Annotated in this window: 26 protein-coding genes and 1 tRNA gene; 13 read left to right on the forward strand and 14 right to left on the reverse strand. The window is 71.0% G+C overall.

The window, feature by feature from the left end:
- Window positions 1–28: 28 nt before the first annotated feature.
- Window positions 29–1,888 (reverse strand): S9 family peptidase, encoded by a 1,860-nt coding sequence (locus tag ACIQGQ_RS10715; RefSeq protein WP_402393238.1) that lies wholly within the window; start codon window positions 1,886–1,888, stop codon window positions 29–31.
- A gap of 70 nt (window positions 1,889–1,958) precedes the next feature.
- On the opposite strand from ACIQGQ_RS10715, the gene ACIQGQ_RS10720 reads away from it, so the two are divergent.
- Together ACIQGQ_RS10720 and ACIQGQ_RS10725 are read left to right on the forward strand one after the other, a co-directional pair.
- Window positions 1,959–2,795 (forward strand): class I SAM-dependent methyltransferase, encoded by an 837-nt coding sequence (locus tag ACIQGQ_RS10720; protein ID WP_402393241.1) that lies wholly within the window; start codon window positions 1,959–1,961, stop codon window positions 2,793–2,795.
- A 77-nt stretch (window positions 2,796–2,872) separates the two neighbouring features.
- Window positions 2,873–3,241, forward strand: coding sequence for a nuclear transport factor 2 family protein (locus tag ACIQGQ_RS10725; protein WP_402393244.1), 369 nt, complete (start codon window positions 2,873–2,875; stop codon window positions 3,239–3,241).
- A gap of 79 nt (window positions 3,242–3,320) precedes the next feature.
- Here ACIQGQ_RS10725 and ACIQGQ_RS10730 read toward each other — a convergent pair whose 3' ends face one another.
- The 3 genes from ACIQGQ_RS10730 to ACIQGQ_RS10740 form a co-directional block, all read right to left on the reverse strand.
- Window positions 3,321–4,127, reverse strand: a complete 807-nt coding sequence (locus ACIQGQ_RS10730; RefSeq protein WP_402393247.1) for an SGNH/GDSL hydrolase family protein — start codon at window positions 4,125–4,127, stop codon at window positions 3,321–3,323.
- A 348-nt stretch (window positions 4,128–4,475) separates the two neighbouring features.
- Complete coding sequence (locus ACIQGQ_RS10735) at window positions 4,476–4,655, reverse strand: hypothetical protein (RefSeq protein ID WP_402393250.1); 180 nt, start codon at window positions 4,653–4,655, stop codon at window positions 4,476–4,478.
- A 108-nt stretch (window positions 4,656–4,763) separates the two neighbouring features.
- A complete protein-coding gene (locus tag ACIQGQ_RS10740; RefSeq protein ID WP_402393253.1) occupies window positions 4,764–5,186 on the reverse strand; it encodes a hypothetical protein in 423 nt (140 codons plus the stop codon).
- A gap of 105 nt (window positions 5,187–5,291) precedes the next feature.
- Between ACIQGQ_RS10740 and sigJ the strand changes: the two genes are divergently transcribed.
- Window positions 5,292–6,227: an RNA polymerase sigma factor SigJ gene (gene sigJ, locus ACIQGQ_RS10745; protein WP_402393256.1), complete on the forward strand. Its 936-nt coding sequence runs from the start codon at window positions 5,292–5,294 to the stop codon at window positions 6,225–6,227.
- 73 nt (window positions 6,228–6,300) lie between these two features.
- Here the strand turns inward: sigJ and ACIQGQ_RS10750 are convergent, their stop codons facing one another.
- Entirely contained in the window at window positions 6,301–6,744 is a 444-nt protein-coding gene (locus ACIQGQ_RS10750; protein WP_402393257.1) for a hypothetical protein, read from the reverse strand.
- A gap of 391 nt (window positions 6,745–7,135) precedes the next feature.
- Between ACIQGQ_RS10750 and ACIQGQ_RS10755 the strand changes: the two genes are divergently transcribed.
- A complete protein-coding gene (locus tag ACIQGQ_RS10755; protein WP_402393259.1) occupies window positions 7,136–7,759 on the forward strand; it encodes a hypothetical protein in 624 nt (207 codons plus the stop codon).
- A gap of 93 nt (window positions 7,760–7,852) precedes the next feature.
- Here the strand turns inward: ACIQGQ_RS10755 and ACIQGQ_RS10760 are convergent.
- Both ACIQGQ_RS10760 and ACIQGQ_RS10765 read right to left on the reverse strand, forming a co-directional pair.
- A tRNA-Pro gene (locus ACIQGQ_RS10760) sits at window positions 7,853–7,926 on the reverse strand.
- Between the two features lie 101 nt (window positions 7,927–8,027).
- The gene (locus tag ACIQGQ_RS10765; RefSeq protein WP_402393262.1) at window positions 8,028–8,966 is read right to left on the reverse strand and encodes a metallophosphoesterase; all 939 of its coding nucleotides are present in this window, start codon (window positions 8,964–8,966) and stop codon (window positions 8,028–8,030) included.
- 79 nt (window positions 8,967–9,045) lie between these two features.
- On the opposite strand from ACIQGQ_RS10765, the gene ACIQGQ_RS10770 reads away from it, so the two are divergent.
- Window positions 9,046–9,513, forward strand: a complete 468-nt coding sequence (locus ACIQGQ_RS10770; protein ID WP_366299034.1) for a GatB/YqeY domain-containing protein — start codon at window positions 9,046–9,048, stop codon at window positions 9,511–9,513.
- 153 nt (window positions 9,514–9,666) lie between these two features.
- On the opposite strand, the gene ACIQGQ_RS10775 is transcribed toward ACIQGQ_RS10770, so the two are convergent.
- Window positions 9,667–11,901: a transglycosylase domain-containing protein gene (locus ACIQGQ_RS10775; protein ID WP_402393265.1), complete on the reverse strand. Its 2,235-nt coding sequence runs from the start codon at window positions 11,899–11,901 to the stop codon at window positions 9,667–9,669.
- A gap of 386 nt (window positions 11,902–12,287) precedes the next feature.
- Between ACIQGQ_RS10775 and ACIQGQ_RS10780 the strand changes: the two genes are divergently transcribed.
- Complete coding sequence (locus tag ACIQGQ_RS10780) at window positions 12,288–12,638, forward strand: WhiB family transcriptional regulator (protein WP_366299087.1); 351 nt, start codon at window positions 12,288–12,290, stop codon at window positions 12,636–12,638.
- A gap of 12 nt (window positions 12,639–12,650) precedes the next feature.
- Here the strand turns inward: ACIQGQ_RS10780 and ACIQGQ_RS10785 are convergent, their stop codons facing one another.
- A complete protein-coding gene (locus tag ACIQGQ_RS10785) occupies window positions 12,651–14,156 on the reverse strand; it encodes an ArsA family ATPase (protein ID WP_402393267.1) in 1,506 nt (501 codons plus the stop codon).
- Complete coding sequence (locus ACIQGQ_RS10790) at window positions 14,153–15,139, reverse strand: ArsA family ATPase (RefSeq protein WP_402393270.1); 987 nt, start codon at window positions 15,137–15,139, stop codon at window positions 14,153–14,155. Before ACIQGQ_RS10790 ends, ACIQGQ_RS10785 begins: the two co-directional genes overlap by 4 nt.
- A gap of 71 nt (window positions 15,140–15,210) precedes the next feature.
- On the opposite strand from ACIQGQ_RS10790, the gene ACIQGQ_RS10795 reads away from it, so the two are divergent.
- The 4 genes from ACIQGQ_RS10795 to ACIQGQ_RS10810 all read left to right on the forward strand — a co-directional run bounded on the left by ACIQGQ_RS10795 (window position 15,211) and on the right by ACIQGQ_RS10810 (window position 17,761).
- A complete protein-coding gene (locus ACIQGQ_RS10795) occupies window positions 15,211–15,369 on the forward strand; it encodes a DUF4177 domain-containing protein (protein WP_003967454.1) in 159 nt (52 codons plus the stop codon).
- Window positions 15,369–15,839, forward strand: coding sequence for a RidA family protein (locus ACIQGQ_RS10800; protein ID WP_402393272.1), 471 nt, complete (start codon window positions 15,369–15,371; stop codon window positions 15,837–15,839). Before ACIQGQ_RS10795 ends, ACIQGQ_RS10800 begins: the two co-directional genes overlap by 1 nt.
- A 174-nt stretch (window positions 15,840–16,013) precedes the next feature.
- Entirely contained in the window at window positions 16,014–16,934 is a 921-nt protein-coding gene (locus tag ACIQGQ_RS10805) for an NUDIX hydrolase (protein ID WP_402393275.1), read from the forward strand.
- Window positions 16,931–17,761, forward strand: coding sequence for an MBL fold metallo-hydrolase (locus tag ACIQGQ_RS10810; RefSeq protein ID WP_402393278.1), 831 nt, complete (start codon window positions 16,931–16,933; stop codon window positions 17,759–17,761). Before ACIQGQ_RS10805 ends, ACIQGQ_RS10810 begins: the two co-directional genes overlap by 4 nt.
- A gap of 137 nt (window positions 17,762–17,898) precedes the next feature.
- Here the strand turns inward: ACIQGQ_RS10810 and ACIQGQ_RS10815 are convergent, their stop codons facing one another.
- Window positions 17,899–18,573, reverse strand: a complete 675-nt coding sequence (locus ACIQGQ_RS10815; protein ID WP_014046869.1) for a Crp/Fnr family transcriptional regulator — start codon at window positions 18,571–18,573, stop codon at window positions 17,899–17,901.
- A 253-nt stretch (window positions 18,574–18,826) separates the two neighbouring features.
- Between ACIQGQ_RS10815 and nth the strand changes: the two genes are divergently transcribed.
- The 3 genes from nth (at window position 18,827) to ACIQGQ_RS10830 (ending at window position 21,963) form a co-directional block, all read left to right on the forward strand.
- Window positions 18,827–19,771, forward strand: a complete 945-nt coding sequence (nth, locus tag ACIQGQ_RS10820) for an endonuclease III (RefSeq protein WP_402393280.1) — start codon at window positions 18,827–18,829, stop codon at window positions 19,769–19,771.
- Window positions 19,772–19,866: 95 nt separating this feature from the next.
- On the forward strand, window positions 19,867–20,670 hold the full coding sequence (locus tag ACIQGQ_RS10825; protein ID WP_402393283.1) for an NUDIX hydrolase: 804 nt from the start codon (window positions 19,867–19,869) through the stop codon (window positions 20,668–20,670).
- Between the two features lie 87 nt (window positions 20,671–20,757).
- Window positions 20,758–21,963, forward strand: coding sequence for a MarP family serine protease (locus tag ACIQGQ_RS10830; protein ID WP_402393286.1), 1,206 nt, complete (start codon window positions 20,758–20,760; stop codon window positions 21,961–21,963).
- A gap of 87 nt (window positions 21,964–22,050) precedes the next feature.
- On the opposite strand, the gene ACIQGQ_RS10835 is transcribed toward ACIQGQ_RS10830, so the two are convergent.
- The 3 genes from ACIQGQ_RS10835 to ACIQGQ_RS10845 all read right to left on the reverse strand — a co-directional run bounded on the left by ACIQGQ_RS10835 (window position 22,051) and on the right by ACIQGQ_RS10845 (window position 23,928).
- Entirely contained in the window at window positions 22,051–22,254 is a 204-nt protein-coding gene (locus ACIQGQ_RS10835) for a hypothetical protein (protein WP_389878944.1), read from the reverse strand.
- Window positions 22,255–22,360: 106 nt separating this feature from the next.
- Window positions 22,361–23,398, reverse strand: coding sequence for an alpha/beta fold hydrolase (locus ACIQGQ_RS10840; RefSeq protein ID WP_402393291.1), 1,038 nt, complete (start codon window positions 23,396–23,398; stop codon window positions 22,361–22,363).
- A complete protein-coding gene (locus ACIQGQ_RS10845; protein WP_402393293.1) occupies window positions 23,395–23,928 on the reverse strand; it encodes a phage holin family protein in 534 nt (177 codons plus the stop codon). Before ACIQGQ_RS10845 ends, ACIQGQ_RS10840 begins: the two co-directional genes overlap by 4 nt.
- Between the last annotated feature and the right edge of the window lie 15 nt (window positions 23,929–23,943).

The raw sequence follows: 23,943 nt of genomic DNA on the forward strand, positions 1-23,943 counted from the left end.
CCCGCCCCTCGGCCTTCGGCCCTCCCGCCTACGCGCCGGGCGCCTCCGCCCCGCCCAGGTGGCGCCGGGCGAAGTCCAGCTCCAGGCGGACCTGCTTGATCCGCTCCTCCACCACGAGCGAACCGTGCCCCGCGTCGTACCGGTACACCTCGTGCGGCGCGTCCCGCTCCTTCAGCCGGTCCACGTAGTTCTCGATCTGACGGATCGGGCAGCGCGGGTCGTTGACACCCGCCGAGATGTAGACCGGCGCCCGCACCGCGTCGACGTACGTCAGCGGGGACGAGGCCTCGAAACGCTCGGGCACCTCCTCCGGCGTACCGCCCAGCAGCGTGCGGTCCATCGCCTTCAGGTCCTCCATCTCGTCCTGGTACGCCGTGACGTAGTCGGCGACCGGGACCGCCGCGAGGCCGAGGGCCCAGACGTCCGGCTGCGTACCGAGGCCGAGCAGGGTCAGGTAGCCGCCCCACGAGCCGCCGGACAGCACCAGCCGCTCCGGGTCCGCGAGGCCGGACTTCACCGCCCACTCCCGGACCGCCGCGACGTCCTCCAGCTCGATCAGCCCGATCCGGTGCTTCAGCGCGTCCGTCCACGCCCGGCCGTATCCGGTGGAACCGCGGTAGTTGACCCGGACGACCGCGTAGCCGTGGTCAACCCAGGCGGCCGGGCCGGAGGCGAAGGCGTCGCTGTCGTGCCAGGTCGGGCCGCCGTGCAGCTCGAACACCGTCGGGAACGGCCCCTCGGCCGGGGCGGCGGGGCGCTGCACGAGCGCATGGATCCGGCCACCGGGCCCGTCCACCCACACGTCCTCCACCGGGACCGACCCCGGAGCCTTCGGGCCCGGCGGATCGAGCACCACCGCTCCCGAGGTGGAGCGGATCACCGGCGGCTGCGCGGCCGAGGACCACAGGTACTCCACCGTGCCGTCCGGCCGGGCCGTGGCCCCCGACACCGAACCGGCGGGCGTCTCCACCCGGACGGGCCCGCCCTCCGCCCCCGGCACGTACCGCCACAGGTCGCTGCGGGCCTCGAAGGCGTGCACGACCAGCAGCGCCGAGGCATCCGGATACCACTCGGCGACCACGTCACCGGGCAGGCCGATCGGGAGCTCCGTCTCCTCGCCCGTCGTCGGGTCCCAGATCATCGGCTCCCAGCGGCCCCGGCGCTGATGGCCGACCAGCAACCGGGTGTCCCCGGCCACCGGCGCGAAGCCCAGCACGGTCAGCCCCAGCTCCTTCGTACCGCCCTCGGTGTCGTCCAGCTCGGCGACCGTCGACCCGTCCGGCCGGACCACGCGCAGCGCGGAGTGCATCGCGTCGCCGTGCTCGGTGTGCTCCAGGGCGATCAGCGTCCCGTCCTGGCTGAGATCGCCGACGCCCGCCGACTCGCGGTGGCGGTAGATCTCCACCGGAGGCTCCCCGGGCCGCACGACATGGACCGTCGTGCCGTCCTCGTCGGTGGAGCGGCCGATCACCGCCGTGCCGTCCCGGCCGATGGCGAGCCCGGCCGGGTACGCGGGCCCGAGACCGGGCGCCGCCGGCTCGTCGGCCGGGGCACCGGTCCCGGCGCCGTGGAACGGCCGTCGCATCCACACCCCGAACTCGTCCCCGTCGGTGTCGTCGAACCACCAGATCGACTCCCCGTCGGGCGTCAGCGCCCCGTCCGTCGTGCCGTTGGGGCGGTCGGTCACCTGACGCTGCTCGCCGGTGGCGCGGTCCCACGCGTACAACTCGTACGTACCCGTCGCGTTGGAGACGAACAGCGCGCGGTCGGGGGCGTCCTCCGCCCAGTCGGGCAGCGACACCCGCGGCGCCCGGAAGCGCTGCTCCCACGTCGGAGCGGAAGCGGGAGCGGGTGTTGTCGGTCCGGTCGAGCCGGTGGTCTCAGTCATGCCCCCATTCTGCGCGGCGACGCCGACAATTCGTTCGCCCCGCCCCCAGCCTGTGGATAACCTCCGGAACATGCATCTACCGACGCCTGCCGACTGGCACGAGGCGAACCGCGCACACTGGGACGAGCGGGTCCCCATCCACGCCGGGAGCGACTTCTACGACCTCGCCGCCTTCCGCGCGGGCAAGGAGGCCCTGCGCGATTTCGAACTCTCCGAGGTCGGCGACGTCACCGGCAGGTCGCTCCTGCACCTCCAGTGCCACATCGGGGTCGACACCCTCTCCTGGGCCCGGCACGGCGCCGCGCAGGTCGTCGGCCTGGACTTCTCCGAACCGGCCGTCGAGACCGCGCGCTCCCTCGCCCACGAGCTGGGGTTCTCCCCGGACCGGGCGGCGTTCGTCGCGGCCGACGTCTACGACGCGGCGCAGGCTGTCCCCGACTCCTCGTACGACATCGTCTACACCGGCGTCGGCGCGCTCAACTGGCTTCCCGACATCGTCCGCTGGGCGGAGACCGCCGCCTCGCTCGTGGCGCCGGGCGGCTTCCTCTACCTCGCCGAGTTCCACCCGATGACGGACTGCCTGGACGACGGGACCGGGACGCGGGTCGCGTACGACTATTTCAGCCGCGACGCCTGGGTGGACGAGACGCCGGGCACGTACGCGGACTTCGACGCGCCCACCGTCCACAACCGCAGCGTCGAGTGGACGCACCCGATCGGCGAGGTCGTCTCGGCGCTGGCCGCCACGGGGCTGCGGATCGAGTTCCTGCACGAGCACGACGTCTCGCTCTTCGCCCGGTTCCCGACGCTGGAGCGGCGCGACGACGGCTTCTACCGCTTCCCCGCCGACCGGCCGCGCATTCCGCTCATGTACTCCATCAAGGCGTCGAGGGCCGCCGGTTCCTGAGACCCGGAGCGGATCCCGGGACGCATCCCGGCCCTGATCCGGGCCGGTTGTCAGTGCCGGGGTCCACACTCGGATCCATGACGACGACTGCCGATCTGCGTGCCGCGGTGGAGACGTACTGGAGCGCGGCCGAGGCCCGCGACTGGGACGCCCTCGCCGCCACCCTGGCCGACGACGTGCTGTACGAGGTGCCGCAGACACGTGAGTACGTGCGCGGGAAGGAGCCGTACCTCCGGTTCAGCCGCGCGTGCCCGGAGGGCCGGAGAGTGCGCGTCGAGTCAGTGGTGACCGACACCGGGGCACGGCGGGCCGCCGTCCGCACCCGCTTCGCCGCGGACGCGGAGACGGACACGGACCGGTCGCCGGGGGAGTCGCTCGCCCTGCACTTCTTCCTGTTCGACGAGGCGGGGCGGATCAGCGCGATCACCGGCTTCCGGCCCGAGTAGCGCGGGTAGCCGGGTACGGCGGGCCGCCGGGGGAGAACCCGGGCGGCCCGCCGTACCCCGTACCTCCGTCGCCCGCGTCCTACGCGGCCGAGCGGAAGGCCGGCAGATAGCCGCCGGACTGACCGGCGGCCTTGGGGTGGTACGAGTTGTAGACCGGCAGCGTCACGCTGTTCAGCCACGCGTCGCCGGAGCACAGCTCGTGCCCGGTGAACTCGTCGACCACGCTGGAGAAGGTGAACCCGGCGTTGGCGGCCTGCTTGGCGATGACTCCGTTCAGTACGTCCGACGCGTTGTTGATGGCGGACCGCTCCTTCTCGGTGAGGCCCGCGATGCAGCTGCCGCTCAGCTGGTAGAAGCGCGGATAGCCCAGCACCACGACATGGGCCTGCGGTGCCCGCGAACGGATCGAGGCGTAGAGCGAACCCAGGCCGGAAGGCAGTGAGTTGTTCATCTGGGAGACGGCGGTGGAGATGCTGCTGAGGCAGGCGGTCTCACCGGACAGCACGCAGTCCTGCATGACGCTGGCGAAACCGACGTCGTTGCCGCCCGCGGTGACGCTGACCAGGCCGGTGGACGAGCTGAGCGACCCGAGCTGGGTCGAGGCCACCGAACTGGTCGTGGCGCCCGAGCAGGCCACGAAGGCGAACGAGGAAGGCGAGTTGGCGGCGGCCCAGAGGTAGGGGTAGGCCTTGGTGCTGCGGCGGCAGTCGCCGCTGTCCGAGATGTAGCTTCCGGAACCTACGCCGGAGGAGTACGAGTCGCCGAGGGCGACGTACCCGCCGGTGGCGGCCGAGGAGCTTGCCGAAGCGGGCTGGGCAACGCCCAGCGCGGCGACGGCGGCGAGGGCCAGGGTGGATGCGGACGCCCAGAATCTCCGTACTGACATGGCTGTCAGCCCTCCGAAATGTGGGGGGTGGGTGGGGGGTTGATCGAGCGCCACGTTTCTAGCAGTTGTCAGTACCGGCCGGTAATAGCTGCGGAAGAACTAGTCTGATATGCCCGAATGATCGTTCGGGTGTCATAGCTCCGCGCGTAGACAAACCCCCGTCCGGGCCCCGGACGGGGGTGGTGCGGAGGTGTGTGGAGTCAGGAATTCACCACGTGAAACCGCCCTCCGCGGCGGCACCCGGTGGGGGTGCCGCCGCGGAGGGCGGTTGTGGTGGCGGTTCGGGGGCTGCCCGGTGGATCAGCTGCGGGTGTGGCCCGATTCCGCCATCGCTTGGTGACGGGAAGATCAGTTGTGGCCGAACCTCCGCTGCTTCCGGTGGGAGACCTGCTCCGAGATCGAGCGCACCGTTTCCTGGGCGGCCGTCGGTCGCGCCTGCTCCTGGGTCTCCTTCGTCTCCGGAGCGGAGCTGCGTTCGTGGCCGCCGGTGCGGGCACCGCGATTCTGTCGAGTCTGCTTCTTGCCCACGATCGTGCCTCCTGTTGCGGCTTTCGGACGATGGGCCATGACCAGACTCGCACGCGGTGACAAAAGGTGCATTCCGGGTTGTGTCCGCCGAGTGCGGCTCTCTCCGGATCACGCCCTCGGGCGGCGGATCAGCGCCTTGGCCAGCACCAGCACGCTCAGCCCGAACATCAGCACGCCGAGCGGCACGTGGACCGAGGGGACATGCGCGATCCCCAGCACCACCTGCACCGAGGCGAGAACGAGAAAACCGGACGCGTAGAGGATCGACCGGGGCGAACCGCCGCCCGGCCGCCAGAGGAGTACCGCCGCGAGCACGTACAGCATCGACGCCCCGTACATCACCCGCGCGCCGACACCGTGCAGCGTCTCGCCGTAGGAGGTGGCGAGCAGCAGCCCCGCCGTTACCGCCTGGAAGAAGATCGCCAAGGTCTGTAGAACCGTCGCGACCTGCACAAAGGTGACCAGACCCCCCGAAGTCGAGCCCGCGTCCGCTTCCGCCGTACCCGGTGTTTCCGTCGTCCGTATGGCCATGACACGGTCCCCTCTTCTGCCTCGCGGCGGTGGTCAGTAACCTCTCGATGATTCGACGAAGCAGCCCCACGGAATGTGAGGCGGCAACGGGGGGCGATCATGGTCATGAGCACGACGTTCGACAGAGACCCCGGGGTGATGGACGGCGAACGGCGCCGGTTGATCAACCTCGCCTACCGGCTCCTCGGCTCGCTGGCCGAGGCCGAGGACGCCGTACAGGAGACGTACGCCCGCTGGTACGCGCTGTCGCCGGGGCGGCGGGACGCCGTCGAATCACCTGCCGCCTGGCTGACGACGGTGGCGAGCCGCATCTGCCTGGACGTGCTCGGCTCGGCACGGGTCCGGCGCGAGGCGTACGTCGGCGCGTGGATCCCCGACCCGCTGCCCGACCGGATGGAGTGGTTCGGCGGACGGCCGGTCGGCGGCGGCGCGGAGGCGGCCGACCCGGCCGACCAGGTCACCCTGGACGAGTCGGTGGACATGGCCTTTCTCGTCGTACTGGAGTCGATGACGCCCGCCGAGCGCGTGGCGTTCGTCCTGCACGACGTCTTCCGGTACAGCTTCGCGGAGATCGCCGGGATCATGGACCGTACGCCCGCGGCCTGCCGGCAGCTGGCCTCCTCGGCGCGTCGGCGGATCGGGGCCGAACGGGCGCGGACCCCGGCCGTTCCGGTGTCCGGCCAGGCCGGACTGGTGCGGCACTTCAAGGAGGCGTGGGAGGCCAAGGACATCAGGGCCCTGGTCGGCCTCCTCGATCCCGACGCCGCGCTGACCGCCGACGGCGGCGGCCTGGTCAGCGCCGTGCTCCGGCCGGTCGAGGGCAGCGAGCGCATCGCTCAGTACATGGTCCACATCGCCGACAGGGCCCCGGGGCTGAAGCTGCTGGAACGCTCGGTCAACGGCCGCCCCGGTCTGGTCGCCCAGCTCGCGGGCGTCACGCTGACCGTGGCCGCGTTCCAGCTCACGGGCGACCGCGTCAGCCGCATCTGGGCGGTCCGCAACCCGGAGAAGCTCCGCCCCTGGACCGAGGGCCTGGGGTGAACGGGAAGGTCGGCCCCCGCTCGGTGTCTCCGGTTTCGTAGTTGGGTGAGGCGTCCTGGGTGCCTCGGAAGCCTCAGGCGTCTCCGTCACCCCGGGCGTCCCGGGCGGGCGCGCCGTAGGTCATATGCGTGGTCATGTTCGAGAAATTGCTCCCCTGGAACACCGAACCGCCATGGGGCGTGCCACTGAAGTTGTTGTGCACGACGACGCTCGGCGACACGTCCTGGGCCCGCTGCCACCACTCGTCGAGCAGCGTGCGGAACTCCCCGTCCAGAGCGGCGCGTACGCCGAGCGCCGTGGCCAGCGCCTGCGCCCGCATCGGGTCTGCCGGGTCGCCCACCAGGGCGGAGAGCTCCGGCTCGCCGGAGCTGACCTGAAGAGCCCCGTCGTCCGGCGCGGCAGGTCCGCGGAACGGGCGCCGCACCAGAGCGGTGAGTCCCTGCCACGCCTGACGCCCAGCCTCGCTGCCGAGGCTGCCTGCCATCGCGGCAAGGCCCGCCGCGGTAATCGGATCCATCCTGGGCTCCCTCGGTCGGTGTCCGGTGCGCCGGATCGTCCACTGCCAGCCTAAGCGGCCCGGGGCAAGGGGATGCGGTCGAAAGGGCCGAACGCATCGTCATGTGACGCAAGAGGCCCAGGGGTTGGGGTAATCCCGAGAAGGCACGGAACAGCAGGGAAGCATCCGGCAGTTCCGCAGCACGTGCACGGCATGGTGGCAACGCCCGGACCGTGCCCCTCCAAGTCCCTTCCTCCCCGGTCTGGTTCGAGAGCGGACGGTGCGAGCAGCGCGTCGACCGGACGGTACGGGGAGGACGGGCTCGTGATCGAGGAACTCCTCCCCGTGACCTGGCACAGCTCTGCCCGAAATCTCGTCGCACGCCCGACCCCGGCGGAGAACACTTCCGGGCATGGGGACAGACATGTACGGGTTCATCGAGTGCCGCTGGGATCGCTGGCTGGACGAGGACGACCGGAGCTGGGCGGGGGCCATCGACCTCGTGCACCTCTACAACGGGCGGTCCTACGTTGCCTTCGGGGCCCTGTTCGGTGTCCGCGACACCACGTCATTCCGCCCACTCGCCGATCACCGCGGCCTTCCTTCCGACGTGTCGCGGGAGGCATTTGCCGACTTCGGGCCCAGCGGCTCGGACGCATTTGGCGCGTCCTGGATCACCTGGGCGGAGCTGGCTGCCACGGACTGGGAGGAGGTCGCGAACAAGGTCGACGACTGCATTCACGAGTACCGCCGGAGCCCGGACGGCACGTGGGAGATGCACGGCCGGAACTCCAGCCTCACCCGCTTTGCCGAGCTCTCCGGCATCACCGACCCCCACACCCTTCACCGGGCCGGCACCGCCTACGCCGAGGGCACCGAGTGGCCGGACGGCGACCGCCTCTTCCGTATCGGCCGCCTCCGACGAAGGCACGCCGTGCCGGACAGCGACTGGGGCGCCGTCTGGTCGGTGATGCGCACCCTGGCGAACCTGCACGGCGACGAGGGCGTCCGCCTGGTCGTCTGGTTCGACGGCTGACCCCGCCGGCTCTCTGGCCCACACAGGGGCAGACACAAAGCCAGAGGGCCGGTACTGGAATCAGTACCGGCCCTCTGACCTGCTACTTAGCTGTCGGGGTGGCGGGATTTGAACCCACGACCTCTTCGTCCCGAACGAAGCGCGCTGCCAAGCTGCGCTACACCCCGATCGTCGCTGGTGTCCCGGCGACATCGATTACTTTAGCCCACCCGCGCCCGCAGACGAAATCCGGTTTCTGCGGAGCGGGGCGGGGAAGGGGTTCGGCGGTTCAGTCCTGGGCCGTCAGGGTCAGGAGCGTCGCCTCCGGGGGGCAGGCGAAGCGGACCGGGGTGTAGCGGTTGGTGCCGCAGCCGGCGGATACGTGGAGGTAGGCGCGGCGGCCGTCCACGGAGTGGGTGGAGAGGCCCTTGACCCGGTCCGTGTCCAGGTCGCAGTTGGTGACCAGGGCCCCGTAGAAGGGGATGCAGAGCTGGCCGCCGTGGGTGTGACCGGCCAGGATCAGCGGGTAGCCGTCCATGGTGAAGGCGTCCAGGGAGCGCAGGTACGGGGCGTGGACGACGCCGATGGAGAGGTCGGCGCCGGTCTCCGGGCCGCCCGCCACCTCGGCGTAGCGGTCGCGCTTGATGTGCGGGTCGTCCAGGCCGGTGAAGGCCAGCTCCATGCCGTCGATCTTGAGGCGGCCCCGGGTGTTGGACAGGCCCAGCCAGCCCGCCTCGTCGAAGGCGTCGCGCATGGGCTCCCACGGGTTGTGGACGACGCCGACCGCGGGGGCGTTCCCGTTGAGGCCGTGCTTGCCGCGGGCCTTCTCCACCAGGTAGCGGGCCGGGTTGCGCAGCTTCGGGCCGTAGTAGTCGTTGGAGCCGAAGACGTACACCCCCGGGAACTCCATCAGGGGGCCGAGCGCGTCGAGCAACTCGGGCACGGCCTCGGGGTCGGAGAGGTTGTCGCCGGTGTTCACGACGAAGTCCGGGCGCAGGCCGGCCAGCGACTGGAGCCAGGCGCGCTTCTTGCGCTGGCCGCTCACCATGTGGACGTCGGAGACCTGGAGCACCCGCAACGGGCGTGCCCCGTGCGGCAGCACAGGGATGGTGACCCGTCGGAGCCGGAACGAGCGGGCCTCGAACCCGGCGGCGTAGGCGAGACCGGCCGCGCCGATCGCCGCGCCGACTGCCGTGACTTTCAGGGGGACTCCGTAGCGTGCGCGCATGTGTCCATCGTCGCAGACACCGTGCGGCCAGCGGAAAACCTGCGGGCGCGGGCTGCCCCGTACCTGCCACAATCAGCACATGACCACCACGCTCAAGTCGCAGCTCAAGGAAGACCTCACCACGGCCATCAAGGCGCGGGACGAGCTGACCTCGTCCACGCTCCGGCTGACCCTCACGGCCATCACGAAGGAGGAGGTCAGCGGTACCGCGGCCCGCGAGCTCTCCGACGACGAGGTGCAGAAGGTGATCGCCAAGGAGGCGAAGAAGCGCCGCGAGGCGGCCGAGGCCTTCGCGCAGGGCGGCCGGACCGAGCAGGCCGAGCGGGAGAAGGCGGAAGGCGTGGTGCTTGAGGCGTACCTGCCGAAGCAGCTGAGCGACGACGAGCTGGGCGCGATCGTGGCCGCCGCCGTCGAGGAGGCCAGGGCCGCCGGGGCCGAGGGGCCGCGCGCGATGGGCGCCGTCATGAAGATCGTGAACCCGAAGGTGGCGGGGCGTGCGGAGGGCGGCCGGGTGGCCGCCTCGGTGAAGAAGCTCCTCGCGGGCTGAGTCCGGCCGGGCGGCGGTCCGCGCACGGAGCGGTCCGGGCACGCGGCACGCAGCGGAACAGATCACGCGGCACGGAACAGAACAGATAACAGAGCGGGGGCCTCCCGCGGATCCAGTGTCCGCGCGAGGCCCCCGCTCTGCTGTCGTGGCCGCTCAGGGGCCCTGCGTGCCGCCGTTGGTCTGGCCGCGGTGGCCGCCGTTGTTGCCGCCGTTCATGTTGGGCGGGATGGTGATGCCGGGGAAGGGGTTCCCGTCGTCGGGCTTCCCGCCCCCGTTTCCGGGCCGGTTGTGATCGCGGCCCTTGTCCTTGTTCTTGTCCTTGTCGTTCTTCTGCGGGTCCGGGATGTTCACCGTGTTGAAGGCGGGGGCGTCCACTCCCGCCAGCGCTCCCGTCATGGCGTCGCGCCAGATCGGTCCGGGGACCTGACCGCCGTAGACCTTCGGCTGGAAGACGCCGCCGATCGTGATGTTCTCCATCTTGACGCTCTGGGTCGGGCTGCCGACCCAGACGGCGCCGGACATGTTCGGCGTGTACCCGACGAACCAGGCGTTCTTACGGAAGTCCGTGGTACCGGTCTTGCCCGCGTTGTCGCGGTTCTGGAGGCCGGCCTGCTGGCCCGTACCGGAGTCGATCACGCCGCGCAGCAGGGTGTTCACCGTGTCGGCGGTCGTCGGGGACATGGTCTGCGAGCAGGAGGTCTTGGGCACCGGGAGCGAGCGGCCGTTCGCCTTGGTGACCGAGAGGACCGCGACCGGCGTGCAGTACGTGCCGCGGTTGGCGAAGGCGGCGTACGCGCTGGCCATCGTCAGCGGGGACATCCCCTCCGTGCCGAGCGCGATGGCGGGGGTCTGCGGCAGCTTCGCGCCGTTGCCCTGGATCACGCCGAGCTTGTCGGTCAGCTGCGTCACGGGGCAGAGCCCGATGTCCTGCACCATCTGGATGAAGTAGGTGTTGACGGACTTCGCCATCGCCTCCTTCAGCGCGTACGGCCCGCGCTCCGACTCGTCCTCGTTCGGCACCGTCTCGCCGGTCGTGTTCACGTACGGCTTGGAGCAGGTCTGGACGGACGGGTAGGGCATCTCGTACGGCGAGGAGTAGACCTGGGTGGCGGGCCTGCCCCGCTCGATGGCGGCCGCGGCGACGAACGGCTTGAACGTCGAGCCGCTCGGGAAGCCGTAGTTCGAGCCGCCCATGTCCTTGTTGACCGAGTAGTTGTACTGGGTCTCGTTGTTCCCGAAGCCGTACGGCTTGGACTGGCCCATGCCCATGATCCGGCCGGTGCCCGGCTGGACCAGGGTCACCGCCGTCGCGACCTTGTCCGTCTTGTAGACGTGCTGGGCGATCGAGTTCTGCACCGACTGCTGGGACTGCGGGTCGAGCGTGGTCCGGATCGTCAGGCCGCCCTGGTTCCAGAGCTTGGCCCGGTCCTCCTTGGTCTTGCCGAAGACCGGGTCGGTGAGGAAGACGTGGCGCACGTAGTCGCAGAAGAAACCGGCGCCGCTGACCGCGGTGATGCAGCCGTTCTTCGGCTTCTTGATGTGCAGCTTGATCGGGGTCTTCTTCGCCTTCTCGGCGGTGTTCTGCGAGATGTTCCCGACGTCGGCCATGCGCTGGAGCACCATGTTGCGGCGCTTGGTCGCCTCGGCCGAGTCGTTGACCGGGTCGAACCGGCTCGGCGACTGCACCACGCCGGCCATCAGCGCGGCCTCCTCCAGCGTCAGGTCCTTCGCGGACTTGGAGAAGTAGCGCTGCGAGGCGGCCTCGATGCCGTAGGCCTGCTGCCCGAAGAAGGTGATGTTGAGGTAGTTCTCCAGGATCTTCTTCTTGCCCAGCTCCTGCTCGACCTGGATCGCGTACTTCAGCTCCTGGATCTTGCGGCCCATCGTCTGCTGGGTGGCCTGCGCGACCTTGTCGGGGTCGTCGCCCGCCTCCTCGACGAAGACGTTCTTCACGTACTGCTGGGTCAGCGTCGACGCGCCCTGCGCGGTGCCGCCCGACTGCACGTTGCGGTTGAGTGCGCGCAGGATGCCCTTGAGGTCCACGGCCCCGTGCTTGTAGAAGCGGGCGTCCTCGATCGCGATGATCGCCTGCTGCATGTACGGCGAGATGTCCTTCAGCGGGACGACGGTGCGGTCGCGCGAGTACACCGAGGCGATGAGGCCGCCCTTGCTGTCCAGGATCGTGGTGCGCTGGCTCAGCGGCGGAGTCTTCAGATTGGAGGGGATCTCGTCGAATCCCTCCACTGTTCCCTTGGTCGCGAGACCCAGTGCTCCGGCGGCCGGCAGCGCGATGCCCGCGAGGACGACTCCGGAGAGGGCGGCGACACCGAGGAACTTGGCGGCCTGCTGGGTCGTCGAGAGACCCCCGCCCGAGCGCTTCTTTGGCATGGGGGCAGCCTACGTTCTCATTCGCCGGACACACGTATATGCCTTGGCCTAAGCTGCTCCCAACTGTCACAGCAGCCCGGTTCCGCATCAACCCCCGTGCACGGCCCGGTCCCGATCCAAGGCGCACCCGAATTCGCCTTGTGTGTCATGGAATGCCCGTTGTGAACCAGGAAGAGTGTCCCGGTTCGCAGGGGATCTTCTTATATGCCCCCGCCTCACTCCTCTGGGTGATCTGCCGTATACGCATAGTCCGTTCGGGCCATTCAAGATTGGGCCCGAAGGGGGTGTTGTGCTGTCGCCACCTTCCGTAACGTCCTCAACTGGCAGCGGTGAATATGCCGCTGCCGCCGTGGGGGAGCCTCGATTCGGGAGAGGACGGCGCCGTGATGGGCTGGGTAACCGACTGGAGTGCGCAGGCAGCCTGCCGCACTACCGATCCGGATGAACTGTTCGTACAAGGGGCAGCGCAGAACAGGGCCAAGGCGGTGTGCACCGGATGCCCGGTGCGGACCGAGTGCCTGGCCGACGCGCTGGACAACCGCGTCGAGTTCGGCGTGTGGGGCGGGATGACCGAGCGGGAGCGCCGCGCACTGCTGCGCAGGCGTCCCACCGTGACGTCCTGGCGCCGCTTGCTGGAGACCGCGCGCAGCGAGTACGAGCAGTCGACGGGCATCCTGCCCGTGGCGATCGGACTGGACGACGACGAACTGCACGCGAGGTACGCCGCGGTGGGATAGGACGGACGAGCGCTACACGGCTCCGGCCGACGAGGAAGCGGAAGAAGCGGAATCGGCGGAACCGGTCGAGAGCCTGTCACCCACGGCCCGGAGTCCTTCCAGGTCGTGCACGTCACCGGGCAGCGCGGCGACATGGGCCACCGCGACCTCCGGATGCAGCGCGGTGAAGTGATCACGTGTGCGCTGTTCCCGCGCGACCATCTGCATGCGTTCGGCGTGCAGGCGCAGCAGCCCCGCGGTCAGCTCCTCGATGCTCTCCGTGCTTTCTGCGCGCTTCGTGGTCCTCGTGCGTTCGTCGGTCCCGTCGTTGTTGCCGTTCTCGCCGTTCTCGGTCTCCGCAGTATCGACGCTCTCCGTCTTCTCGACGTGCTGGGCGTTCTCGGTGTGCGCGTGCTCGGACGTGGCAGCGGGGGCGACGGCGGCTTCGGGGGAGTTGGCCGCCAGGTCGGCCCGGTCACGAAGTCCAGCCTTCCCGGCCGTCTGATCCACAATGCCGATTTCGGAAAGATTTTCCGCGGCGGCGAGGGCCTGCTCCGCGGAGAGCCGGGCGGCGTCGCTGCCCTGGACCCGGTTGAGCACCAGCCCGGCCAGCGGCATCCGTTCCGCGGCCAGCCGCTCCACGAAGTACGCCGCCTCGCGCAGCGCGTCCCGCTCCGGCGTCGCGACGACCAGGAACGCCGTACCCGGCGCCTGGAGCAGCCGGTACGTGGCATCGGCGCGGGTACGGAATCCGCCGAACATGGTGTCCATCGCCGCGACGAAGGTCTGTACGTCGCGCAGGAACTGCCCGCCGAGCAGCTTGCCCAGGGTGCCCGTCATCATCGACATGCCGACGTTGAGGAACTTCATCCCGGCCCGGCCGCCCATCTTCGCCGGGGCCATCAGCAACTTGATGAACTTCCCGTCGAGGAACGACCCCAGCCGCTTCGGCGCGTCCAGGAAGTCCAGCGCGGAGCGCGACGGAGGGGTGTCGACGATGATCAGGTCCCACTCGTCGCGCGCACGCAGCTGCCCGAGCTTCTCCATCGCCATGTACTCCTGGGTGCCCGCGAAACCGGCCGACAGGGACTGGTAGAAGGGGTTCTCCAGGATCGCGCGGGCCCGATCGGGGTCCGCGTGCGCCTCGACGATCTCGTCGAAGGTCCGCTTCATGTCGAGCATCATGGCGTGGAGCTCCCCGGTGTCCCCGGCCCCGGCCGCGCCCGCGTCGTCACCGGCGGCGTCTCCCTTGATGCCCGGCACCCGGCGAGGGACGTTGTCCAGCGAGTCGATGCCCATGGACTGGGCGAGCCTGCGCGCCGGGTCGATGGTGAGGACGACGACCTTGCGGCCGCGCTCGGCCGCCCGTACGCCGAGGGCCGCGGCGGTCGTGGTCTTGCCGACGCCGCCGGAGCCGCAGCAGACGACGATCCGGATGTCCGGGTCGTCGAGGAGCGCGTCGACGTCCAGGGCGGGAGCCTCGGCGGGGGCGTCGGCCTCCTGGGCCTCCTCGGTCTCCTGGGCCTCGTGCCGCGTCATGCGTCCACCGCCTGTGCCGCTTCGTCGGCCACGCCCTGTTTGCGGAGCTCGATCGCCAGCTCGTAGAGGCCGGCCGGGTCCATCCCCTCGCCGATCAGCGGGAGTTCGTACCCGGGCAGTCCCAGCTCGCCCAGTACGGCGCGCTGTTCGCGTTCCAGCCCGACGCGCTGGGCGTGCTCGGCGGCCTGCTCGACCAGGGGGCGGACGAGCGCGGCGGAGCCGGTCACCCCGGCGCGGGTCAGGGCCTTGGCGATCTCCTTGCGGCGGCCGGTCGCGGCGGTGCGCAGGGTGTCCTCGTCGAGCAGATGGGGGCGGACCATGTTCACGATCACCCGGCCCACCGGCAGCTCGGCGGCGCGCAGCTCGGCGATGCCGTCGGCGGTCTCCTGTACCGGCATCTCCTCCAGCAGCGTCACCAGGTGGACGGCGGTCGCGGGGGACTTCAGCACCCGCATCACGGCCTGGGCCTGGTTGTGTATCGGACCGATCCGGGCCAGCCCGGCCACCTCGTCGTTCACGTTGAGGAAGCGGGTGACGCGGCCGGTGGGCGGGGCGTCCATGATCACGTGGTCGTAGACGTACCGGTTCTGCTTGTCCTTGCGGCGTACGGCCTCGCACGCCTTGCCGGTCAGCAGCACGTCCCGCACGCCGGGCGCGATCGTGGTGGCGAAGTCGATCGCGCCGAGCTTCTTGAGCGCCCGGCCCGCGCTGCCCAGCTTGTAGAACATCTGGAGGTAGTCGAGCAGGGCGCGCTCCGCGTCGATCGCGAGGGCGTACACCTCGCCGCCGCCCGGAGCGACGGCGATCTTGCGCTCCTCGTACGGAAGGGGCTCCGTCTCGAAGAGCTGGGCGATGCCCTGCCTGCCCTCGACCTCCACGAGGAGAGTGCGCTTGCCCTCGGTCGCGAGGGCAAGCGCGAGGGCGGCGGCGACCGTGGTCTTACCGGTACCGCCCTTGCCGCTGACGACCTGGAACCTGCTCACGTATTCGAGCCTAACCAGTCGTGCCGCACGCTACGCACGAGGCCGTGCGTGCCAGGTATTACAGTCGGGCCATGACCAAGTGGGAATACGCGACCGTGCCCCTTCTCGTGCACGCGACCAAGCAGATTCTGGACACCTGGGGCGAGGACGGCTGGGAGCTGGTCCAGGTCGTTCCCGGCCCGAACAACCCCGAGCAGCTCGTGGCCTACCTGAAGCGGGAGAAGGCGTAGTGGCGGGCGCGGTAGAGGCGAGGCTTGCCGAGCTCGGGCTGACGCTGCCGGACGTCGTGCCGCCGCTGGCCTCGTACCAGCCGGCCGTGCGGTCCGGGGCGTACGTGTACACCTCCGGCCAGCTGCCGATGGTGGAGGGCAAGCTCGCGGTCACCGGCAAGGTCGGTGCGGAGGTCACGCCCGACGAGGCCAAGGACCTGGCGCGGACCTGCGCGCTCAACGCGCTGGCCGCCGTGAAGTCCGTCGTGGGCGACCTGGACCGGATCGCCCGGGTGGTGAAGGTCGTGGGCTTCGTCGCCTCGGCCTCCGACTTCACCGGGCAGCCGGGCGTCATCAACGGTGCCAGCGAGCTGCTGGGCGAGGTCCTCGGCGAGAAGGGCGTGCACGCGCGGAGCGCGGTGGGCGTCGCGGTGCTGCCGCTGGACGCGCCGGTCGAGGTCGAGATCCAGGTCGAGCTGACCGGAGCCTGAGCCCCGGGCCCTTGTTCCCCGTTGTTTTCCGTTGTCCCTCCTGTTTTCTTCGATGTGCTCGATCCCGTCCGGTCACGACGACCGGGCGGGATCACGCGTACACGGCCAGCGCGCGCCCGTGCGCGGATCCGTTCACCTCTCGAACATCGGCGTGGTTCCGGATAGCCTCCGGCCATGTCCAATGGTCAGTGGTACCCACCGGAATGGCCCGACCGGATCCGGGCACTTGCCGCAGGTGAGCTGAGGCCCGGGACCCCGAAGCGGGCCGCCACCGTGATGCTGCTCCGGGACTCCGCCGCCGGTACGGGCCAGGGCCCCGCCGTCCACATGCTCCGCCGGCGCACCTCCATGGCCTTCGCCGGAGGCGCGTACGCCTATCCGGGTGGCGGGGTCGACCCGCGCGACGACGACCGGCTGGTCGGCTGGGCCGGGCCCGCGCTGGAGAGCTGGGCGGAGCGGCTGGGCGTCGACACCCCGGCCCAGGCCCAGGCCATCGTGTGCGCGGCGGTCCGCGAGACGTACGAGGAGGCGGGCGTCCTGCTCGCCGGGGAGAGCGCCGGCACGGTGGTGGGCGACACCACGGGCGCCGACTGGGAGGCCGACCGGGCGGCGCTGGTCGCCCGGGAGCTGTCCTTCGCGGAGTTCCTCGACCGGCGGGGCCTGGTGCTCCGCTCCGACCTGCTGGCCGCCTGGGCGCGCTGGATCACCCCCGAGTTCGAGCCCCGCCGCTACGACACCTGGTTCTTCGTCGCCGCCCTCCCCGAGGGCCAGCGCACCCGCAACGCCTCCACGGAGGCCGACCGCACGGTCTGGATCGGCCCCGGCGAGGCGGCGGACGGGTACGACCGGGGCGAGCTGCTGATGATGCCGCCGACCGTCTCCACGCTGCGGTCGCTGAGGCCGTACGGGACGGCCGCAGAGGCCCTGAAGGCGGCGGAGGCCCAGGACCTCACCCCCGTACTGGCGCGGGCGCGGCTGGAGGGGGACGAGCTGGTGCTGAGCTGGCCGGGACACGACGAGTTCACCAAGCGCATCACACACACCACGGACACCACGCGCATACCGGGCGGCGGCGCGAGCGGTGAGGCCGGATGAGCGGGGCCTCGGCCCTTCCCGGGCAGCCGCGGGGCGGGGTGCTGTCCGGTCCGGCCACCAGCCGTGCCGTCAACGTCCTCGCCCCGAACGCCTCGCCCATGACGCTGGACGGCACCAACACCTGGATCGTGGCCGAGCCCGATTCCGATCTCGCCGTCGTCATCGACCCCGGTCCGCTGGACGACGGGCACCTGCGGGCCGTGATCGACGCCGCCGAACGGGCCGGGCGCCGGATCGCGCTCACCCTGCTCACCCACGGGCACCCCGACCACGCGGAGGGCGCGGCCCGCTTCGCCGAGCTGACCCGTACGAAGGTGCGGGCCCTGGACCCGGCGCTGCGGCTGGGCGACGAGGGGCTGACCACGGGCGACGTGATCACCACCGGCGGCCTGGAGCTCCGAGTGGTGCCGACCCCGGGCCACACCGCGGACTCGCTCTCCTTCCACCTGCCCGCCGACCGTGCGGTGCTGACCGGGGACACCGTCCTCGGGCGCGGCACGACGGTCGTCGCGCATCCGGACGGGCGGCTCGGCGACTACCTCGACTCGTTGCGGCGACTGCGCTCACTGACCGTGGACGACGGTGTGCACACGGTGCTGCCGGGACACGGGCCGGTGCTGGACGACGCCCAGGGCGCGATCGAGTTCTACCTCGCGCACCGCGCGCACCGGCTGGCCCAGGTGGAGTCGGCGGTCGAAGCCGGTTACCGGACAGCGCCGGAGGTGGTGGCGCGGGTCTACGCGGACGTGGACCGCTCGCTGTGGCCGGCCGCGCAGCTCTCGGTGCTGGCACAGCTGGAGTACCTGGCCGAGCACGGGCTGGTCTGAGCACGGGCCGGTCCGAGCACGCGGGTCGGTCCGAGCACGCGGACCGGGACGCGCGCGAGGCCCCCGCCGAAACGGCGGGGGCCTCGTACGTCACGCGGCGCGTACGGGGCGTACGCGCGGTCCTGGCGGGGTCGCTCTCAGCGGGACCGCTTCGCCAGGCGCTCCACGTCCAGCAGGATCACGGCACGGGCCTCCAGGCGCAGCCAGCCGCGCCCGGCGAAGTCGGCGAGCGCCTTGTTGACCGTCTCGCGGGAGGCGCCGACCAGCTGGGCCAGCTCTTCCTGGGTGAGGTCGTGGACGACGTGGATGCCCTCCTCCGACTGGACGCCGAAGCGGCGCGACAGGTCGAGCAGGGCGCGGGCGACCCGGCCCGGGACGTCGGAGAAGACCAGGTCGGACATCTGGTCGTTGGTCTTGCGCAGACGGCGGGCGACGGCGCGCAGCAGGGCCGTGGCCACCTCGGGGCGGGCGTTCAGCCAGGGCTGGAGGTCGCCGTGGCCGAGACCGAGGAGCTTGACCTCGGTCAGCGCGGTGGCGGTGGCGGTACGCGGGCCCGGGTCGAAGAGCGACAGCTCACCGATCAGCTCGCCGGGGCCGAGGACCGCCAGCATGTTCTCGCGGCCGTCGGGGGAGGTGCGGTGGAGCTTCACCTTGCCCTCGGTGACCACGTAGAGGCGGTCGCCCGGGTCGCCCTCGTGAAAGAGCGCGTCACCGCGTGCGAGGGTCACCTCACTCATCGAGGCGCGGAGCTCCGCGGCCTGCTCGTCATCGAGCGCCGCGAAAAGCGGGGCGCGCCGCAGAACGTCGTCCACGAAATCTCTCCTTGTCGGCCTGTACAGGGAACCGTGGTCCCCATCATGCCGGACGGTAAAACAGTGCGATCAATCACAAACCAGTTTGACGCACAGGCGTGCCGAACAGTGCGGCAGGGGGCCGATCGGGGGCGGATGCATGGTGACAGGGGCGGATGTCAGTGCGTGGCTCTAGGCTGGCCGGGTGTCCAAACCGCCGGTGACAGCGCAGGCCAAGGGGGCTGATGGGGTGTCGGGAGGACGTGATTCCGCTGTGGGCGAACAGGGCTCGATTCGCACGGGAAGAGCGGTGAGAACCGGAGCGGCCAAGTCCGGAAAGCCCGGGTCCGATACGTCCGGGGCTGCGGCGCCCAAGGGCGGAACCGCGGCGTCCAAGGGCCGGGCCAAGGCGGGGGCGGTTCCCGGCGCGGCCAGGACCGCAGCCGGGTGGAAGTCGGAATCGCGACTGGCGATGGTGCGCCGGGCCCGCCGGATCAACCGCGAGCTGGCCGAGGTCTACCCGTACGCCCACCCCGAGCTGGACTTCAGGAACCCCTTCGAGCTCCTGGTCGCCACGGTCCTCTCCGCCCAGACCACCGACCTGAGGGTCAACCAGACCACCCCCGCGCTCTTCGCCGCCTACCCCACCCCCGAGGACATGGCCGCGGCCGTCCCCGAGGAGATGGAGGAGCTGATCCGGCCGACCGGATTCTTCCGGGCCAAGACGAAGTCGCTGATAGGGCTCTCCACGGCGCTCAGGGACAACTTCGGCGGAGAGGTGCCGGGGCGGCTCGACGACCTCGTCACGCTCCCGGGGGTCGGCCGCAAGACCGCCAACGTCGTGCTGGGCAACGCCTTCGGTGTTCCCGGGATCACCGTCGACACCCATTTCGGACGACTGGTCCGCCGCTGGCGGTGGACGGAACAGGAGGACCCGGAGAAGGTCGAGGCGGAGATCGCCACGATCTTCCCCAAGAGCGAGTGGACGATGCTCTCGCACCGGGTCGTCTTCCACGGCCGCCGCATCTGCCATGCCCGCAAGCCCGCTTGCGGCGCCTGCCCGATCGCCCCGCTCTGTCCCGCGTACGGCGAGGGCGAGACGGACCCGGAGAAGGCCCAGAAGCTGCTGAAGTACGAGATGGGCGGCCAGCCGGGGCAGCGGCTCAGCCCGCCGGCCGACTACCCCGGCAAGCCCGCGCCGCCGCTCGGGGCCGGCTGACGGACGGGCCCGGTCCCGCGCGTCTGCTTTCGGTCGCTGTCGGGGCGGCCGGAACGAAATGCGTGACGACAGCCGTTGTGAGACGAGGGGTGCCTATGAAGACGCATGAACAGAGCACGGCGGCGGGGCCGGACGCCGACGCCGCCGGACAGCCCGCCGCCGACCGGCCCGCTGCCACGGGCCGGGGCGCCGCGACCGGCGGCGTCGCGGCTGACGGAGCCGCGGCCGACGGGACGATCGGTGTCACGACCGAGGGGCTGCCGTCCTGGCTCGATCCCGTCGTGCACGCCGCGCGGACGGTCCAGCCCGACCAGCTCAGCAGCTTCCTGCCGCCGGAGAGCGGCGCCGGGCGGCAGTCCGCCGTGCTCGTCCTCTTCGGGGAGGGCGAGCGGGGCCCCGAGCTGCTGCTCATGGAGCGGTCCGGCAGCCTGCGTTCGCACGCCGGGCAGCCGTCCTTCCCCGGCGGCTCCCTGGACCCGGAGGACGGCGACCAGGCGACCACCGGGCCGCTCAGAGCGGCGCTGCGGGAGGCCAGGGAGGAGACCGGCCTCGACCCGCAAGGGGTCCAGATCTTCGGGGTGCTGCCCCGGCTCTACATCCCGGTGAGCGGCTTCGTCGTGACGCCGGTCCTGGGCTGGTGGCGCTCGCCGAGCCCGGTCGGTGTCGTCGATCCGGGTGAGACGGCCCGGGTCTTCACCGTGCCCGTGGCGGATCTCACGGACCCGGCCAACCGGGCGACCGCGGTCCATCCGAGCGGGCACAGCGGCCCGGCGTTCCTGGTCGAGTCCGCTCTGGTCTGGGGTTTCACGGCCGGGGTGATCGACCGCATCCTGCACTTCGCGGGCTGGGAGCGCCCCTGGGACCCGGCCCGGCAGGTGCCGCTCGACTGGCGTGCATGACAGGCTGATCCGTACTGCGCTGTCCGGCCCCGCCCGGACCCAGTCGAAGGGAACGGGCCCGGTGACGAATCTGCGAGGCTATAGACGGTGAACGTGCTGGACATCCTGCTGCTGGTCGCCGCCGTGTGGTTCGCGGTCATCGGCTACCGACAGGGGTTCGTCGTCGGCATCCTGTCGGTGATCGGCTTCCTGGGCGGCGGGCTCGTCGCCGTCTACCTGCTGCCGATCCTGTGGGACCAGCTGACGAACGGCTCCGAGGTCTCGTCGACGGCCGCCGTCGTCGCCGTCGTCATCGTGATCGTCTGCGCCTCGGTGGGCCAGGCGTTCACCACCCACCTCGGCAACAAGCTGCGGCGGCACATCACCTGGTCGCCCGCGCGCGCCCTCGACGCCACCGGCGGCTCCCTGGTCAACGTCGTCGCGATGCTGCTGGTCGCCTGGCTGATCGGCTCCGCGCTGGCCGGTACGACCCTGCCGACGCTGGGCAAGGAGGTCCGCAGCTCGTCGGTCCTGCTCGGGATCTCCCGGGTGATGCCCAACCAGGCCTCCAGCTGGTTCACGGACTTCTCCTCGGTCCTCGCGCAGAACGGATTCCCCCAGGTCTTCAGCCCGTTCGCCAACGAGCCGATCACCGAGGTCCGGGCCCCGGACCCGGCGCTGATCGGAAGCCCCGTCGCGGCCCGCGCCCAGAAGTCGATCGTCAAGGTCGTCGGTACGGCCCCGAGCTGCGGCAAGGTCCTCGAAGGCACCGGCTTCGTCTTCTCCGACCGCCGGGTGATGACCAACGCCCATGTCGTCGGCGGCGTGGAGGAGCCGACCGTCCAGATCGGCGGCCAGGGCCGGCTGTACGACGCGAAGGTCGTCCTCTACGACTGGCGCCGCGACATCGCTGTGCTCGACGTACCGGATCTCGACGCGAAGCCGCTGAAGTTCGCCGACACCGACCGCGACGCCCGCAGCGGCGACAGCGCCATCGTCGCGGGCTTCCCGGAGAACGGCTCGTACGACGTACGGGCCGCGCGGGTACGCGGCCGCATCGACGCCAAGGGCCCGGACATCTACCACCGGAGCACCGTCCGCCGCGATGTGTACTCCCTGTACGCGACGGTCCGTCAGGGCAACTCCGGCGGGCCGCTGTTGACCCCCGAGGGTGATGTGTACGGCGTTGTCTTCGCCAAGTCGCTCGACGACCCCGACACCGGCTACGCGCTGACGGCCGACGAGATCCGCCAGGACATCGAGCGCGGCCGTTCCGCCAACCAGCAGGTCGACAGTCAGGCGTGCGCCCTCTGAGCCACCGCCGCCCGCGGGGGCGCGGGAGAGTGCCGGGACCAGCCCCCGTCCGGCCGGTGAGCCCTCACCGGCCGGACGAGGCAGAGGTCATCCGCGTGGATGGCGCAATCGCGCCGAGACCCAGCGGGCCCGACGGCGCAGAATGCGCGGAATGCCCAACTGAGGATCGTGCAGACCATGCATTTCGCGCACCCGGCCCTGCGGGCCGTCCCCCTCGTGAGTGCTCGGACCGGCCGTGGCGGTCGAGCGGCGGTTGCGTGCTGCGTCACCGAAGTCGTGCGTCCAGCCCATACCGGGACGTCTGCCCGGGCCTCATGGTCGGTAATCGCCCATCCGCCAGCCAATTGGCCTATGCGCCGGGCAATTGGCCGCTCACCGGACAACTGCGCCCGTACGGCTACCGATCGGGCTCGGGATCCTTGAGCCAGTTGATGAGTTCGGCCGAGAAGCCGATCGGGTCCTCCTCGTGCGGGAAGTGCCCCAGACCGTCGAAAAGTCGCCACCGGTAAGGCGCTTCGACGTACTCGCCGGAACCGGCCGAACTGCGTGTGCGCATCGCCGGATCGAGCGAACCGTGCAGATGCAGGGTCGGTACCCGGACCGGCAGCCGCATCCGCCGGTTGAACTGGATTCCGTCCGGACGGGCGAGGGAGCGCACCATCCAGCGGTACGGCTCGATCGAGCAGTGCGCCGTCGAGGGGATGCACATGGCGCGCCGGTAGACGTCCAGCGTCGCGTCGTCGGGGAAGTCCGGGGTACGGGGCCCGGCCCAGTCCCGGATCAGCCGGCCGACCAGCGCGGCGTCGTCCGCGACGAGCTGACGCTCCGGTACCCAGGGGCGCTGGAAGCCCCAGACGTACGAACCGGCCCGGGTCTGCGCGGGGTCGGAGAGCATCGAGGAACGCCAGCGGCGCGGGTGCGGCATCGACGAGACCACCAGCCGGCGCACCAGCTTCGGGCGCATCACGGCGGCCGTCCATGCGAGGTAGCCGCCCAGGTCGTGGCCGACCAGGGCCGCGTCCGGTTCGCCGAGCGAGCGGATCACGCCGGTGACGTCGAGCGCCAGGTTGGCGGGGTCGTAGCCCCGGGGGGTGCGGTCGCTGCCGCCGACCCCGCGCAGGTCCATCGCCACGGCCCGGAAACCCGCGTCGGCCAGCGCGGTGAGCTGGTGGCGCCAGGTCCACCAGAACTGCGGGAAGCCGTGCAGCAGCAGCACCAGCGGCCCCTCGCCGGCCTCGGCGATGTGGAAACGGGCGCCGTTGGCCGCCACGTCCCGGTGGGTCCAGGGCCCGTCGATCCGCACCGGCCCGCCGGAGCCGCCCGGCACCCCCGAGGCACCCGGGCCGGGAGGGCCGTCGGGGCTGCCCGGGCCGACGGGGTCGGGGGGGCCGGGCGTGGCGCCGTGGCCGGCGGAGCTGGAATCGCGGACCGTCATGCAGACGAGCGTGCCACACCGGAGGGCTTGTCCCCGCCCGGTGCCTTCTCCGTGCCGGTGCCCGCCAGCGTGCTGCCCGAGACGGCCGGACGGCGCGCCCCGGCGGGAACGACCGGCCGGGGGTGCGGCTTGACGCCCTGGAGCACGGCCGCCGTCTGCCTGGCCGAGGCGATGGACTTCTCCGGAGGCTTGACCTTCTTGAACTTGGCGACGGCGAACAGCGCGAACAGCACACCCAGGAGGATGAACGCGCCGCCCACGATCAGGAACGACCAGGCAAGTCCGAGCCCCAGATTGTGGATCCCGTACGCCGCCGCGAAGCTCAGTACCGGGATCGAGAAAAGGAGGAGCACACCCGCGACGATGATCACCACGCTGCCGGTGACGCCGCGCTTGACGTCCTGTCGCACCTCGGCCTTGGCCAGGGCGATCTCGTCGTGCACCAGTGCGGACATCTCGGCCGTCGCCGTGGCGACCAGCTGCCCGAGACTGCGGTCGGCGTGGCCCGCGTTGTTGCCGGGGTCGCTCATCCCTGACTCCCTCTT

It is taken from the genome of Streptomyces sp. NPDC092952 (assembly GCF_044754785.1).
Classification (GTDB): domain Bacteria; phylum Actinomycetota; class Actinomycetes; order Streptomycetales; family Streptomycetaceae; genus Streptomyces.

What these genes read in the sequence shown, in the direction of transcription:
- ACIQGQ_RS10715 (WP_402393238.1), bottom strand. Translation starts at nt 1,888, where the DNA reads ATGACTGAGACCACCGGCTCGACCGGACCGACAACACCCGCTCCCGCT.
- ACIQGQ_RS10720 (WP_402393241.1), top strand. Translation starts at nt 1,959, where the DNA reads ATGCATCTACCGACGCCTGCCGACTGGCACGAGGCGAACCGCGCACAC.
- ACIQGQ_RS10725 (WP_402393244.1), top strand. Translation starts at nt 2,873, where the DNA reads ATGACGACGACTGCCGATCTGCGTGCCGCGGTGGAGACGTACTGGAGC.
- ACIQGQ_RS10730 (WP_402393247.1), bottom strand. Translation starts at nt 4,127, where the DNA reads ATGTCAGTACGGAGATTCTGGGCGTCCGCATCCACCCTGGCCCTCGCC.
- ACIQGQ_RS10740 (WP_402393253.1), bottom strand. Translation starts at nt 5,186, where the DNA reads ATGGCCATACGGACGACGGAAACACCGGGTACGGCGGAAGCGGACGCG.
- sigJ (WP_402393256.1), top strand. Translation starts at nt 5,292, where the DNA reads ATGAGCACGACGTTCGACAGAGACCCCGGGGTGATGGACGGCGAACGG.
- ACIQGQ_RS10750 (WP_402393257.1), bottom strand. Translation starts at nt 6,744, where the DNA reads ATGGATCCGATTACCGCGGCGGGCCTTGCCGCGATGGCAGGCAGCCTC.
- ACIQGQ_RS10755 (WP_402393259.1), top strand. Translation starts at nt 7,136, where the DNA reads ATGGGGACAGACATGTACGGGTTCATCGAGTGCCGCTGGGATCGCTGG.
- ACIQGQ_RS10765 (WP_402393262.1), bottom strand. Translation starts at nt 8,966, where the DNA reads ATGCGCGCACGCTACGGAGTCCCCCTGAAAGTCACGGCAGTCGGCGCG.
- ACIQGQ_RS10770 (WP_366299034.1), top strand. Translation starts at nt 9,046, where the DNA reads ATGACCACCACGCTCAAGTCGCAGCTCAAGGAAGACCTCACCACGGCC.
- ACIQGQ_RS10775 (WP_402393265.1), bottom strand. Translation starts at nt 11,901, where the DNA reads ATGCCAAAGAAGCGCTCGGGCGGGGGTCTCTCGACGACCCAGCAGGCC.
- ACIQGQ_RS10780 (WP_366299087.1), top strand. Translation starts at nt 12,288, where the DNA reads ATGGGCTGGGTAACCGACTGGAGTGCGCAGGCAGCCTGCCGCACTACC.
- ACIQGQ_RS10785 (WP_402393267.1), bottom strand. Translation starts at nt 14,156, where the DNA reads ATGACGCGGCACGAGGCCCAGGAGACCGAGGAGGCCCAGGAGGCCGAC.
- ACIQGQ_RS10795 (WP_003967454.1), top strand. Translation starts at nt 15,211, where the DNA reads ATGACCAAGTGGGAATACGCGACCGTGCCCCTTCTCGTGCACGCGACC.
- ACIQGQ_RS10805 (WP_402393275.1), top strand. Translation starts at nt 16,014, where the DNA reads ATGTCCAATGGTCAGTGGTACCCACCGGAATGGCCCGACCGGATCCGG.
- ACIQGQ_RS10810 (WP_402393278.1), top strand. Translation starts at nt 16,931, where the DNA reads ATGAGCGGGGCCTCGGCCCTTCCCGGGCAGCCGCGGGGCGGGGTGCTG.
- ACIQGQ_RS10825 (WP_402393283.1), top strand. Translation starts at nt 19,867, where the DNA reads ATGAAGACGCATGAACAGAGCACGGCGGCGGGGCCGGACGCCGACGCC.
- ACIQGQ_RS10835 (WP_389878944.1), bottom strand. Translation starts at nt 22,254, where the DNA reads ATGGGCTGGACGCACGACTTCGGTGACGCAGCACGCAACCGCCGCTCG.
- ACIQGQ_RS10840 (WP_402393291.1), bottom strand. Translation starts at nt 23,398, where the DNA reads ATGACGGTCCGCGATTCCAGCTCCGCCGGCCACGGCGCCACGCCCGGC.
- ACIQGQ_RS10845 (WP_402393293.1), bottom strand. Translation starts at nt 23,928, where the DNA reads ATGAGCGACCCCGGCAACAACGCGGGCCACGCCGACCGCAGTCTCGGG.